The organism is Streptomyces sp. NPDC002004, from assembly GCF_053593975.1.
This window is the reverse complement of sequence record NZ_JBSFDP010000029.1, coordinates 24,957-38,077: the sequence shown is the minus strand read 5'-3', so window position 1 is coordinate 38,077 and position 13,121 is coordinate 24,957. Positions and strand designations below refer to the sequence as shown.

The 13,121-nt window shown below is 73.7% G+C and carries 12 protein-coding genes; 7 read left to right on the top strand and 5 right to left on the bottom strand.

What is annotated here, in order from left to right; genetic code table 11:
• The first annotated feature begins 45 nt into the window (after window positions 1-45).
• From ACWCP6_RS29470 to ACWCP6_RS29450, 5 genes are all read left to right on the top strand, one after another.
• A complete protein-coding gene (locus tag ACWCP6_RS29470; RefSeq protein WP_450935615.1) occupies window positions 46-1,152 on the top strand; it encodes an SDR family oxidoreductase in 1,107 nt (368 codons plus the stop codon).
• The gene (locus ACWCP6_RS29465) at window positions 1,149-2,207 is read left to right on the top strand and encodes a nucleoside-diphosphate kinase (protein ID WP_450935614.1); all 1,059 of its coding nucleotides are present in this window, start codon (window positions 1,149-1,151) and stop codon (window positions 2,205-2,207) included. The genes ACWCP6_RS29470 and ACWCP6_RS29465 overlap by 4 nt, the downstream gene beginning before the upstream one ends.
• On the top strand, window positions 2,170-3,195 hold the full coding sequence (locus ACWCP6_RS29460; protein WP_450935613.1) for a ScbA/BarX family gamma-butyrolactone biosynthesis protein: 1,026 nt from the start codon (window positions 2,170-2,172) through the stop codon (window positions 3,193-3,195). The genes ACWCP6_RS29465 and ACWCP6_RS29460 overlap by 38 nt, the downstream gene beginning before the upstream one ends.
• A gap of 4 nt (window positions 3,196-3,199) precedes the next feature.
• Window positions 3,200-4,141 (top strand): hypothetical protein, encoded by a 942-nt coding sequence (locus tag ACWCP6_RS29455; protein WP_450935612.1) that lies wholly within the window; start codon window positions 3,200-3,202, stop codon window positions 4,139-4,141.
• Window positions 4,142-4,232: 91 nt separating this feature from the next.
• A complete protein-coding gene (locus tag ACWCP6_RS29450) occupies window positions 4,233-5,564 on the top strand; it encodes a cytochrome P450 (protein ID WP_450935611.1) in 1,332 nt (443 codons plus the stop codon).
• Between the two features lie 43 nt (window positions 5,565-5,607).
• On the opposite strand, the gene ACWCP6_RS29445 is transcribed toward ACWCP6_RS29450, so the two are convergent.
• On the bottom strand, window positions 5,608-6,552 hold the full coding sequence (locus ACWCP6_RS29445) for an esterase/lipase family protein (RefSeq protein ID WP_450935610.1): 945 nt from the start codon (window positions 6,550-6,552) through the stop codon (window positions 5,608-5,610).
• 473 nt (window positions 6,553-7,025) lie between these two features.
• On the opposite strand from ACWCP6_RS29445, the gene ACWCP6_RS29440 reads away from it, so the two are divergent.
• The gene (locus tag ACWCP6_RS29440; RefSeq protein WP_450935609.1) at window positions 7,026-8,258 is read left to right on the top strand and encodes a helix-turn-helix domain-containing protein; all 1,233 of its coding nucleotides are present in this window, start codon (window positions 7,026-7,028) and stop codon (window positions 8,256-8,258) included.
• Window positions 8,259-8,529: 271 nt separating this feature from the next.
• A complete protein-coding gene (locus ACWCP6_RS29435) occupies window positions 8,530-9,504 on the top strand; it encodes an alpha/beta hydrolase (RefSeq protein ID WP_450935608.1) in 975 nt (324 codons plus the stop codon).
• A 48-nt stretch (window positions 9,505-9,552) separates the two neighbouring features.
• Here ACWCP6_RS29435 and ACWCP6_RS29430 read toward each other — a convergent pair whose 3' ends face one another.
• From ACWCP6_RS29430 to ACWCP6_RS29415, 4 genes are all read right to left on the bottom strand, one after another.
• Window positions 9,553-10,011, bottom strand: a complete 459-nt coding sequence (locus ACWCP6_RS29430; RefSeq protein ID WP_450935607.1) for an RrF2 family transcriptional regulator — start codon at window positions 10,009-10,011, stop codon at window positions 9,553-9,555.
• Window positions 10,012-10,060: 49 nt separating this feature from the next.
• Window positions 10,061-11,407 (bottom strand): acyl-CoA dehydrogenase family protein, encoded by a 1,347-nt coding sequence (locus ACWCP6_RS29425; RefSeq protein ID WP_450935606.1) that lies wholly within the window; start codon window positions 11,405-11,407, stop codon window positions 10,061-10,063.
• A 387-nt stretch (window positions 11,408-11,794) separates the two neighbouring features.
• Entirely contained in the window at window positions 11,795-12,259 is a 465-nt protein-coding gene (locus tag ACWCP6_RS29420; RefSeq protein ID WP_450935605.1) for a Crp/Fnr family transcriptional regulator, read from the bottom strand.
• Between the two features lie 126 nt (window positions 12,260-12,385).
• A complete protein-coding gene (locus ACWCP6_RS29415; protein ID WP_450935604.1) occupies window positions 12,386-12,988 on the bottom strand; it encodes an Rv1733c family protein in 603 nt (200 codons plus the stop codon).
• Window positions 12,989-13,121: the final 133 nt, after the last annotated feature.

The window sequence follows — 13,121 nt, the reverse complement described above, 5'->3', positions numbered from 1 at the left end:
CGGAGACCGGCGCACGAGCCTGCGGCCCCGAACGGAGGGCGGCCGATGAGTACGCGCACCGTTCTCGTCACCGGCGCGGCGGGGCTCGTCGGGGCCGAGGTCACCGCACGGCTGGCCGCCGCGGGCTGGGCCGTGCTCGCCCTCGTCCACCGCAACGGGCGACTCGTGCGCAACAACGGCAGGCCGCTGCCCACCCGGCCGCACGACCGGCCCCCGGGGCCGGGGGACGTCGTCACGGTCCACGGCGACGTCACCGCGGACGGCCTCGGTCTCGACGCCGCCGTGACCGAAGGACTCGACCTGATCGTGCACACCGCGGCGCTCACCGACTTCGGCAGGGCGGACGAGGCGTACGAGCGCATCAACGTCGCGGGCACCGGCCAGGTGCTCGACCTGGCCGGGCGCGCCGGCACCCCCGTCGTGCACGTCAGCACCGCCTATGTGTGCGGACGGCGCGCCGGTGTCGTCCTCGAGGACGAACTGGACACCGGGCAGCGGTTCGCGAACGCCTACGAGCGCAGCAAGTTCGCCGCTGAGCAGCTCGTGCACCGGGCCCGCGCCGCAGGCCTGCCAGCCGCCATCGTGCGGCCGGGCATCGTCACCGGCACCGAACACGCCGGTGTCGTCCGCGACTTCAGGAGCATCTACGTGGTGCTGAAGCTGACGACGGAGGGCAAGCTGCGCACCCTTCCCGGCCGCTACGACGCCACCCCGAACCTGGTGCCGGCCGACTACGTCGCCGATGTCGTCACGGAGGTCGCGGCGCGTTTCGACGAGGCCGAGGGCGGGACGTTCCACGCGGTGGGCGACCGCGAGCTCGATCTGCGGACCATCTCCGACGTCCTGGCGGAGTACCCGTCCTTCCGGGTGGCCACGTACGTGCCGCCCTCCGTCTTCGACCGCGACGCCCTGCCGGGGACGGAGCGCCGCTACTACGACCGGGTGGGGGCGCTGTACGCCAGCTACTTCCAGCGGCGGGTGCACTTCGACGCGACGGCGACCCGCGACTTCCTGGACCGCCGTCCCGCCCGCACCGGACCCGCCTATCTGCGCAGGGTGCTGGACCACGCGGTGCGCCGGGGGTTCCTCGGCATCCCGCTGCCGCCGCCCGACGCGGTCCTGGCGGGACTCGGCGTCGGGGGGACCCCATGACACCCGGCACCGAACGGTCCCTGTCCGCGTCGCTCAGCGCCGACCGCGACAAGCGCACCCGGTACGCGGAGGACACGTATGTGCAGGAGAGCACCGGCCAACTCGCCGGGCTCACCGGTGACGTCGACGGCTTCGCCCGCGACCACGGGGTACTGCTGCTCAAGCCCGACGCGGTGCGCGCCCGGCGGCTCACGGCCGCGATCGACTGGCTGGAGCAGGGCGGCTACCGGATCGTGTGCGCCCGGCGGGTGCTGCTCGACCGCCACATGGTGCGCGCGCTGTGGTACTTCCAGTGGAACATCGCCTCGCCGGAGCGCCGCAGGGTCGCGGATCTGCTGACCACCTCCTGCCCCTCCCTGGTGCTCGTCGTACGAGGAGCCGCGCGGCCGGACGTGCCGGTCCCGGTGGACCTCACGCACCGCAAGGGGCCCACCGATCCCGGCAGGCGCGCCCCCGGACAGCTGCGGTACGTCCTCGGCCGGTACACCTATCTGCTCAATCTGGTCCACACGGCGGACGAGCCCGCCGATGTGCTGCGCGAACTCGGCGTCTACTTCGCCGAGGACGAGCGTGCCGACGTCTTCGCCGAGGCGCTCGACGGCCGGGACCGCGGCGGGGATGCCCGGGCCCTGGCCGACCGGATCTGCCGTGGCGCCGGAGCCCGCAGTCTCGCGCTCGGCGACGCCGTCGTACGGCTGGACCAGGACGCCGGCGCCCTGCTGGACCGGGGCGGCCTGCCCGCCGAGGCGCGCCGTGCGCTGGCCGAGGCGAGAGGGCGCATCCACGACGAGGGCGACGACGGCGTGGCCGCGCTGCTGCGGACCGCCTGGCGCCACCGGCTGCCGCTGGACGACTGGAGCGTCGTGGTCGCCGGGGCGTGGGTGCTGCCGATGAGGCGGCCGGGGGGAACCGCGCTGCTGGAGGGCGTCCCACCCGAGCGCTGGCGCCGCCACACCGAGGCCGCACACCGCACGGGCCCGACCCCAGCCATGTCCCGCCGACCCGCCGAGGTGAACCATGCAGCGACCGGAGTTCTCCCGCACCGTCCCGCGTGAGCTCGTGCACCGCGCATCGGTCGCCGAGGTGTTCGTGACGTCCCATGCCCGGCTCACCAGGGACCGCTACGAGTTCGGGGCGCAGCTGCCCCGGTTCCACGCATTCCACTCCGACTCCTTCGAGCACTCGCCGTTCTCCGCCCGCACCGGGTCGCAGGCCCGTTCCCGGCCCGGCCATGACCCGCTGCTGGTGTTCGAGGTGTGCAGACAAGCCTCCGTCCTGCTGGCTCACCAGTACCTCGCGGTCCCGTTCGACCGGTGCTTCGTGCTGCGCGCGATGCGGCTGACCGTGCTGCACCACGCCGCGCTCGCGATGCAGCCCGCGCCGGCCGATGTGCGCGTCATCTGCGACATCACCCGCCGCTACGTCCGCGGGGGCACCCTGCGCGGCGCCGAACTGCAGTTCGTCGTCCAGGCCGGGCGGGTCGCCGCCGTCTGCGCGGACGTCTCCTACTCGTGGACGGCACCGGAGGCGTGGGCCCGGGGCCGGGACGCCGGACGCGCGCGCCTGGGCCTGGACGCCCGGGCGTCGCCGCTTCCCCCGGGTCCTCGCGCCGAGCCCGACGTCGTGCGCCGACGGCATCCGTTCAACGTCGTGATCGGCCCGCCCTCGGCGAACGGCGAGAGGCGCACGCGGGCACGGCTGGTCGTCGACACCGGCCACCCGTCGCTCTTCGACCATGCGCTCGACCACGTCCCGGCGGTACTGCAACTGGAGGCGTTCCGACAGCTGTCCACCGCGGCGGCCGGCGCCGCCGGGCAGGTGTCCCTCCATGCGCTGTCGGCGCGCTTCGTCGACGTCGTGGAGCTCGATGTGCCGTCCGAGTGCGTCGTGCGTGCCGAGCCCGTCGGACCCTCCGGGGAACGGCGACGGATGCGCTGCGCGGGCACCCTGCTGCAACGCGGGCAGACGGCCGCCGAGGCCGCCGTGGACCTGTCGGTCACCGCGCCCCGGCCGGTCGTCTCCGTGCTGCCGCTGGGGGGTTGACGCCATGGCGACCCCGGTGCCCGGGCGGGTGAGGGCGGCCGGACACAGCGCGGTCCGGCTCGCACGGTTCACGAAGGTGATGTTCCGCCCCCGCGTCTACGTCACGTACGGGGTGTTGTGGGCGCTGGCGCTGGAGGGCACCGGGGCGGTGCTGTCCGGGACCGGTCACGGCTGGTCCGTGTCCTGGGCCACCGCAGGACGTGTGGTCACGGTCGTCCTGGTGCTTCTGTACCTCAGGATGGTCGACGAGCAGAAGGACCTCGACTACGACCGCGTGCACCACCCGGACCGCCCCCTTGTCACGGGCGCGATCACGGCCACCGAGCTGCGCGCCGGGATGGCGGTCATCGTGTGTGTGATCGGGGCGATCGGCGCCGTGGTCTCGCCCCCTTCGCTGATACCCGCCTTCCTCGCGCTCGGGTACGGACTGCTCCTCGCCCGGTGGGAGAAGGCTTCTCCGCGGGTCCGTGACGGGATCCTGCTGAACCTGTGCGTCAGCTACCCCGTGCAGATCCTGATCGGGATCCATCTCTACGTCTCGGCGGCGACGACGGGGGTGCTGCGCGCCGACTGGCGTGTGGTGCCGCTGCTGGCCCTCTTCGCCGGTGCCTTTCTGCATGTGGAGTTCGCGCGGAAGACCCGGTGGGACGCCGGCGCCGACGAACGTCTCTACTCCCGTGTGCTGGGAGGTACGGGTGCCGCACTGACGTCGCTCGCCTGCGGCGTCGCCGCCGTGTCGATCGACGTGGTGCTGATACGGCCGTGGCGTTACACGGGCGGCGCGGCGGTGGTCACCGTGCTGCCGGTCCTCACGGTGCTGCTTCCGGCGCTGGGGGCGTGGCAGTTCCTGGCGCTGCGCCGGCGGTCCTGGCCCCTCGTGCCGGCGATGGGATTCGTCGTGGGCTGTTACGGCGCGCTGGTCGTGCAGGCGGCCGTCATCGCCTAGGCCGCGGAGCCCTGCGGGCCCGGCGGGTCCGGCAGGTCCGGCAGGTCCGGCAGGTGGGCCGCATTCCGGAGGACAGGGAGAGGATCTGGTCGTGGCTCCTTCCACGGTCGTCACCGCACCGCACCGGCTGCCCGTCGTGGGCCATGGCCTGCAACTGCTGCACAGACCACTGCCGTTCATGGAGTCGCTGCGCCGGCACGGCGACGTCGTCGCCTTCCACATGGGCCGCACACCCGCGTATGCCGTCACCCGTGCGGATCTCGCGCGGAGGGTTCTGCTCGGCGAGGCCGGCGCGTTCCATCGCGAGGACGTCGCCGGTTCGGTCGGCATCATGTTCGGGCAGGCCGTCGCGACGCTCGGCGGCACGGAGCACCGCGAGCGCCGCCGGCTGCTCGCGCCCGCGTTCCGGCGCGAGCGGATCGCGGAGCACGTGCCCCTGATGGCGGAGGTGGCCGCCGAACGCACCCGCAGCTGGCGGGACGGGCTGCGCCTGGACTTCGGCTCCGCCGCCTTCGACCTCGCCCTCGCGACCCTCTGGGCCACGCTGTTCACGGGTGGGATCGGCGAGGCGGCCGCGGCCGAGATCCGCCGGTCGCTGCCCTTCGCCCTGCGGCAGATCCCGCGGCGGGTGCTCCAGCCCCCGTTCCTCCTGCGGCTGCCGACGCCGGCCAACCGCCGGTTCGAGGCCTCCGCCCTGCGGATGCGCTCCCTGCTGCGGCACGTGATCGAGGAGTACCGCAGTGACGGGACCGACCGGGGCGACCTGCTGTCGGCCCTGCTGCTGCACACCGACCAGGACACCGGCCGGTCCCTCTCCGACGACGTCGTCGAGGACGAGCTGATGGGGCTGCTGGTGGCGGGCACCGACACCCCGGCGGCGGCCGTCGCCTGGGTCTTCCACGAGCTGGGCCGCGCCCCCGGGATCGACGCGCGGGTCCACGCCGAGGTCGTGGAGCGGATCGGCGACGGCCCGGTGACACCCGGGCATGTCCGCGCACTGACGTACACCCGGCAGGTGATCCAGGAGACGCTGCGCCGGTACGCCCCCTGGATCAATCTGCTGCAGGCCCGCACCCCGGTCGACCTCGGTGCGGTCCGTTTGCCGCCGGGGAGCACGGTGGCCGTGAGCCTGCACATGCTGCACCACGACCCGAGACTGTTCCCGGAGCCCGGGCGGTTCGACCCGGACCGCTGGTCGCAGGAGCGGTCCGGGCCTGGGCGCGCCGGTCCCGCCATCCCGTTCGGGATCGGCGGGCGCAGGTGTCCGGGCGACGCGTACGCGCTCACCGAGATGACGGTCCAGGTCGCAACCGTCGTACGGCGCTGGCGTCTCGAACCGGTGCCCGGGGTCGCCGTGCGCCCTGCGACGAGGAGCGTCGTCGTGCATCCGGACCGGCTGCCGATGGTCGTCCGGGCACGGTAGGCGCCGCGCGGCTCGCCCGGGGCGCCCGGTGTCCGTCGTGCGGTCAGCAGTCGGGCTGCCGGGCGTGGTCCGGATCGAGTGCGTTGAGGACGAGCCGGGTCGCGGGACGGCTGTAGCTGATCTCCGTGTGCTCGGTACCGGCGGACGGGCAGTAGTCCTGCAGCGTCTCGTTGGTGACGTTCGGCGCGGCGGCCAGGAAGGCCGAGGTGTACGGGGTCACCACCTCGTCCCTGGTGGTGGCGACGACGGTGTAGGTGACGCCGGGGTCGGTCTCGCCCCCGGCGTTGAGCTGCTCGAGGAAGTCGGAGCCGACGATCTGCTGCCGGCAGGAGGGGCAGGCGCTGCCGATGAGCTGTTCGGCTCCCGGGATGAACTTGGCGAGGAGGGCCAGGCCGTCCAGAGTGGTGCCGTGGTTGATCGGAGTGAGGGCGACGAAGTGGTCGACCTTGGCGGCGCCGCCGAGGTTCTTGATGTAGTACCGCGGCATCGTGCCGCCCTGCGAGTGCCCGACCAGGTCGACCTTGGCGGAGCCGGTGGCGGTCCGCACCTTGTCCACGAAGTCCGCGAGCTGCCGGGCGGATGCGGCCATGTCGCCGCTGCCCTGGATGAACACACCGTCCTGTCCGCCGTAGTTGAGCGCGTAGACGCAGTAGCCGGCGTCCTTGAGCTTCGGGGAGAGACCGGCCCAGTTGTCGTAGCGGTTCTCGAAGGTCCCGTGCACCAGGATCACCGGCCGCGGGTGGGCGGCTGAGGGGGTGCACGACCAGTCGTCGGCGCCCGGCGGCACCGCGTTGGGGTGGGCGACGGAGTACAGGACCGCGGGGACGATGTCCTGCTGCGGGGGTCCCTGTGTCTCCTCGGCGGCCGAGGCACTGGTCGCGGCCGTCCCGGAGACCGCGAGACCGATCGCCGCGGCCGTCCCGGCCATCACGGTGGCCAACGACCGCCGCTGCCGCCCCGCCCTGTGCTGAGGCACTCTTTCGCGCATCCGCTTCACCCTTCTCCTTGGTCGTGCCCGTCGGAGAACAAGGTGGGAGCGGCGATGCGGGGACGGCCAGACGGGTGTGCCGGCTCCGGGGGAAAACTGTCACGGCGATGACAGTTCTCCGAGGACGCCGCTCATCCGCCGATACGTCCGGGGCCCGGAACCGGACGCCCGTCCGGTGCGGGCGCCAACGCCCCTTCCCCGGACCCGGGTTGCTCGGCAGGGCTGAGGGCACGGGACCGGTCACGGCGCGCGGCGGCCGGGGCACGGGGCGGACCGCGCGGCACGACAGCCGGAGCACAGGACAGGACGGTGCAGCAAACCGCGTATTCCCGCTGATTCCGGTTGCCCGGCCCGGGAATTCGTGTCACAGGACTGGACGGACACGTCGTCGCACCACACGCTTACTGACAAGTAGAACCGTTCAGTAGGGGCTTGGTGCGGGTGAGCCCCTCTCGTGCGCGGAGGGGCCCGGGATGCACCCGACAGGCGACACCTTCCCGCGCTCGGCGTGGCGCGAAGTGCCCCCGGTGGTCGCGCAGTTGCTGAAACCCCGGATCGAGGACATCGCCTCCGAGATGGTGCACGCGATCCAGCAGGACGTGCTGGTCTACCGCCGCCCCCTCGACTCCCCGGTCGGCCGCGACCTGGTCACCTCGGTGCACCACGCCGTTCAGCAGTTCATCGAACTCACCGAGGATCCGGACGGCCCCCAGGGGCACCACGAACACCACTTCCGGCGCCTGGGCCGGATCGAGTTCCTCAACGGCCGCAGCACGGACGGACTGCAGGCCGCCTATCGCGTCGGCGCACGCGTCGCCTCGCGCCGCTATGTCGAGGTGGCCCAGGCCGCCTCGCTCCCCACCGACGTGGTCCTCTCCCTGAACGAGGCCGTGCTGGCGCAGATCAACGCCCTGTCCGAGCAGTCCGTGAAGGGGTACGCCGCGGCCAAGGCCCGGGCCGAGGGGCATGTGCAGCGCAGCCGCCGCGCCCTGGCCGCACGGATCCTGGAGCAGGCGCCCACCCCGGCGGGGGAATCGCTGGCCACGCTCGCCGGGCGCGCGAAGTGGGCGCTTCCGGCGACAGTGGCGTGTCTGGTGCTGCGCCCCGCCGATGGCGCGGGACACGCCGTGGCCGGCCTCGAGGACGACATCCTGGTACTGCCCCGCGGCGGCGAGGTGCATCTGGTGGTCCCCGAACCGGAGAACGGGGCCCGGGCCGCGCGGCTGCGGCGGGCCGTCCGCGGCCACCTCGGCGCGCTGGGCCCGGCCGTCCCGGTCGACGACGGATGGCTGTCGCTGTACTGCGCGCGTCTCGCCCTCAACCACGTCCGTCCGTCCGCCGCGTCCGCGCGGCAGTTGGTGATCGCCACCGACCACCTGCTGGAGGTGCACCTGCTGAACGGCGCCCACATCGGCGCCCTGATGGCCGAGCGGGTGCTCGACACGCTGCGGGACCTGCCCGACGGCAAGGCGGCACGCCTGGCGGAGACGCTCGACGCGCTGCTGATGTCCTGGGGGCGGACGGCTCCCGAGGTCGCCGACGCCCTCGGCATCCACCCCCAGACGGCACGCGCCCGATTACGGCGCCTGGAGGAGCTGTTCGGCGAGCGGCTGTCCGACCCGTCCTTCCGTTTCGAAGCGCTCCTCGCGCTGCGCACACGGGCGTTGCGGCGTGACGCACCGCCGGCCGTGGGTCACGCACGCTGAGCCACCCTTCCAGTGGAGCACGAAGGACGTCCTCGACGGTCCCGGAGAGCAGGTGCACCAGGGCCGTTCGGGTGACCGGGTCCATGAGTGCAGGCCCCGGCCGGGGCGCCCCGTCCCGGAGCGGGCGAGCGGCACCCGGGGCCCGCCGGGGAGTGCGGGCGCGACGGCGGGAACCGGCGCCTCTGATGTGCCCCCGCATCGACCGGGGCCCAGACTCGGCAGCGAGAGCACAGAGCCGGCCCGGACGGACCGGCCGTTCAAGGGAGAGTGCATGTCCGACGAATACACCCCCGAGGCGCCCGTGCTGGAACCCGCCGCCGCAGAGTTCGCAGCGGCCACCGCCAAGCCGCCGTTCCTGTTCGACCTGGGCCCGACCGAAGGCCGCAGGGCCGTCGACGAGGTGCAGTCGGGCGACGTGGACAGACCCGCGGTGGACGAGGAGTGGATCACCGTCCCGGACGCTCCGACCGGGGAGGTACGGGCCCGGATAGTGCGCCCACGGGGAGCCACCGGAACACTGCCCGTGGTGCTCTACATCCACGGCGCGGGCTGGGTGTTCGGCAACGCCCGCACCCATGACCGGCTCGTGCGCGAACTGGCGGTCGGGGCACAGGCAGCGGTGGTCTTCCCCGAGTACGGCCTCTCCCCCGAGGCCCCCTACCCGACCGCGATCGAGCAGAACTACGCGGTGGCCCGGTGGGTCGTCGGCCAGGGCGCCGGCCAGGGCCTCGACGGCAGCCGCCTCGCCGTGGCCGGCGACTCGGTCGGCGGGAACATGGCCGCAGCTCTGACGCTCATGGCCAAGGAGCGCGGCGACGTTCCGCTCGTCCAGCAGGTGCTGTTCTACCCGGTGACCGACGCCTCCTTCGACACGGGCTCCTACCATCGGTTCGCCGAGGGCTACTTCCTGCGCCGCGACGCCATGCAGTGGTTCTGGGACCAGTACACGACCGACCTCGACCAGCGGGCGGAGATCACCGCCTCGCCGTTGCGCGCCACCACCGAGCAGCTGTCCGGGCTGCCGCCGGCCCTCGTCATCACCGGTGAGGCCGATGTGCTGCGCGACGAGGGCGAGGCCTACGCGAACAAACTGCGCCTGGCCGGGGTGCCGGTGACGGCGGTGCGCTACCAGGGCATCATCCACGACTTCGTCATGCTCGACGCCCTGCGCGACACCCATGCCGCGGAGGCGGCCATCACGCTGGCGGCGACGACGCTGAAGGCCGCGCTGCATCCCACCGACTGAGCACCCACGTGCCCGCCGGACCACGCCGGGCCGGCGTGGTCCGGTGCGTCAGGGGTTGGTCCACGCCGCGGGGTCGTCGGCGAGGCTCACGACCTCGTCGGGCAGCGCGGCCGCGGCCACATCGGCCAGGGTGACCTGGTCGAGGATCTTGCGGACGTTGGCGCGTACCGCGATCCACAGCGGCAGCAGCGACTGGGCGGGACCGGCGTAGGAGAGTTCGGGCGGGCGCATGCCCCGCACCGACACGAGCGGTCCGTCCGCCACACGGATCACCGTGGCGACGGCGATCTCGGCGGCCGGGCGGGCCAGCCGGTAGCCGCCCGTCCCGCCGCGCCGGCTGACCACCAGTCCGCCCCTGCGCAGGTCGCCCAGGATGCCCTCGAGGAACTTGTGCGGGATGCCCTGCGCCGCGGCGATCGCCTCCGCCTTGACGGACGCGTCGTCGCCTGCCGCGGCGAGCTCCAGCATCGCCCGCACCGCATAGTCCGCCCTCGCCGAGATCCGCATGGGGTGATTATCCGTCACGTCCGTGCGCCGGTCACCGACGGCCGGACCGTCAGGAGGGGAGCACGAACGGCGGGTGGGCACCGTTGAGGAAGTAGTCCCCGACCTCGCGCAGCCGGTGGGCCACGGGCGGCTCGAGCAGGGTGTGGGTCCGTACGTTGCGCCAGAAGCGGTCGAACCCGTACCGGGTGGCGGCGGAACGGGCGCCGACGACCTCCAGGGCGCGCGCGGTGATCTCCTGGGCGGCACGGGAGGCGGCGGCCTCGGCCGCGCCCGCGAGGACGGCGATCTCGGCGCACTGCTCGTCGTCGAGGTCCTCCCCGCGTGCCAGCCCCCGCTCCAGTGCCTCCAGCGCCTGCTCGGCGAGGGCCGACGCGGAGCGTGCGGCCACGGCGAGCTCCCCGTAGGCGGTCAGAGCGTACGGGTCCTGCCGGGGACCGCCCTGCAGCGGCGGCTGTGTCGGGAGCGTGCCGTGCTGCCAGGACGGCTGCAAGGACCGCTCCCACGGCGGGGTCACCGCCCGCGCGTACTCGCGGGCCTCCGCGAGTACGCCCTCCGCGATACCGAGGCAGAGCTGCACGGAGACGAGGCGGCCCACCGGGGCTGCCAGGGTGGCGAACGGCGAGAGGACGCCCACGTCCGGCGAAAGGGATCCGAACACGTCGTCGGCGGCGACCGGCACGGAGTCGAAACCCACGCTGTCCCCGGCCACGAGCCGCTGGCCGAAGGTGTCCCCGTCGCCGCCGCGGACGACGCCGGGGTGGGCCGGGTCGACCAGGACGGCCAGGGGCTCTCCGGTGCCGGACCTGGCGGCGCGGACGACCAGCCGGTCGGCCACCCCGGCGCCCACGGCACGGCCCTGGTGGCCCTTCAGCACGTAGCCGTCCCTGGCCGGGGTCAGGGTGAGCGACGGTTCGTGCCCTGCGACCCCGCCTCCCCAGCACCACTGCTCCGCTGCGAACTGTCGTTCGATGCGCGTGGCGAGGGCGGGCCGTGCGAAGAAACGCGCACTGGTCGACAGGAAGTAGTGACTGCCGAGGAGTTGGCCGATCGCGCCGTCGGCCGCGGCGACCGTCCGCACGACGGCGTAGCCCGTACGCCAGTCGGCGCCCCCGCCGCCGTGTCCGGCGGGCACCAGCAGCGTCAGCAGGCCCGCTTCACGGAGCCGGGCGACCTCGTCGGACGGCACTGCGCCGGCCCGGTCGCGCGCGACCGCGTCCGTGGCCAGGTCGTCGGCCACCTCGCGGGCTATCTGCAGCCAGTGCGCGCGACCGGCCGCGCCGTCCAGGGCCTCGCCGTCGGCCGGCTCCTCCCGCTCCCCGGCCACCGCTCCCGACTCTCCCGGACAGCGCTCCCGGACGGTCGTCGGGGGGACCGGGGCCGTCAGTGCGGTGGTCATGCGCGGTCGTCCTCCAGCTGTCGAAGCGAGGACGAGGCGCCGGATGCCCTTCGCGGCGCGGAGCCGTCCCGGGGCATGCGGCCCTCGCTCTTTTTTGCCATGCTCACGCACCCCGTCGACCGGCGTCAATGCTTTCCTAGTAAATCGGTAGGGAAGATAGGGAATTCGGCCGTGGAGCATGCGGATCCGGCCGCGGCCGGTCCCTGCCGCCCGAGGACAGCGGGCCGTTGCGCGCCTCCGGCCTGCACCGGCAGGAGGGGCATCCCCCCTCATGGAGACCCGCGCTCGCCCGCTCCTGCGCAGAGCTCGGGCCCCGCCCGAAGTGTCTCGGGGAGTTCGCGGGGACCCGGCGCCGCGCACCGGGCGCCCGGGCCGAGCCCGGCCGGGTCAGAGCGCGCGACCGCTGCCGTAGGGCCCGAAGAGGTCGAGGAGGCGGGCGCGGGACGCGTCGAGACGGTGGGCCAGGACCTGCCCCACCCACAGGGCGACCGACTGGCCGAAGCCCGTGTCCCTCGCACACAGCTCACGCACCGCGGCGGCGTCGAACTCGTAGGCCCGCACCGGGGTCATCGCCTCGGCGCCCAGACGCCACACATGCGGCGGGAAGAGCCACGACAGGCCGACGAGTTCACCGAAGCCCAGGGCCTCGATGACGGGTGAGCGGCGGCCGGGGACGTGCATGTCGAGAACGACGGTTCCGGTGCGGATGATCCAGAAACGGTCCGCACGGCCACCCTCTGCGAACAGGCGCGTGCCCTGCGGGACGCTGACCTCCTTGGCGCAGCTCATCAGTCTGCCCCGGTGTTCGGTGGGCAGCGCCTGCGCGATGCGGGGAGTGGCTGTGGTGGTCATCGCTGCACCTCCGGTTGCGAGCGCGGGATGGGGTGCCGCTTTCGCACCAGCGCCCTTCGCCTCAGCTCCAGCGTCGATCAGTCCGGGTCACCGCGACAGGGCCTTTCGACCCCGGCCGTGGGCCGGTCAGGCCGTACGGCTGCTCCACTCGGGCCCGATCCGCTCCCACTCCCGCTCCCAGCGCGCCATGCGATGGCGCTCGGTCGCACGGCGTACGAGAAGGTGCAGCAGCCCCGTCGGCAGGGCGATCGCGGCCGCCGTGCCGACGACGGCGGACGTCACCCGCGCGACGATCCGGTCGGACGTGAGGGGCGCCGCCGCGACCCGGCCCCGTGCGTCCAGCCAGATGTGGGTGGTCTCGCCACGCCGTGCACCCGCGGGCACGAGGGCGGCCCCCGTGCGGACGGCGCCCTCGGGCGCGGTCCACCGCACCTTCACGGGGTATCGCCGGCCGGTGCCGTAGTCCGAGGAGCTGCGGGCCGGCGCGTTGCGGGTCAGCCGCGCCGCCGTAAGGTGCCGCGAGGCCCGCTGGGCGTTGGCCGTCGAACGGGCGTCGTCGGCGGCCGCCCGCCCGGCCGCGAACGCGGCGAGGGGCACTCCGAGCAGGAGCACGACGCCCGCGCACAGCGCCGTCCACGCCTGAATCCGGTCGCAGCGCCGTCGCAGCGGGCTGTGGCGCCGGCGCCACCGGCGTCCCGGCGTGCGCACAGGCCATGTCATCCCCGTCATGAGGCGTCCCCTCCGTGGAGCCGGCGCAACCCGCCCTCGGCGGAGCCGCTCACGGACGGTGCCGACGACCGCGTCCCGGCGCCGTCGTCGGGCGTCACCGGGCCGCCCCTTCTGTGCTTCATCCCCTGCCTCC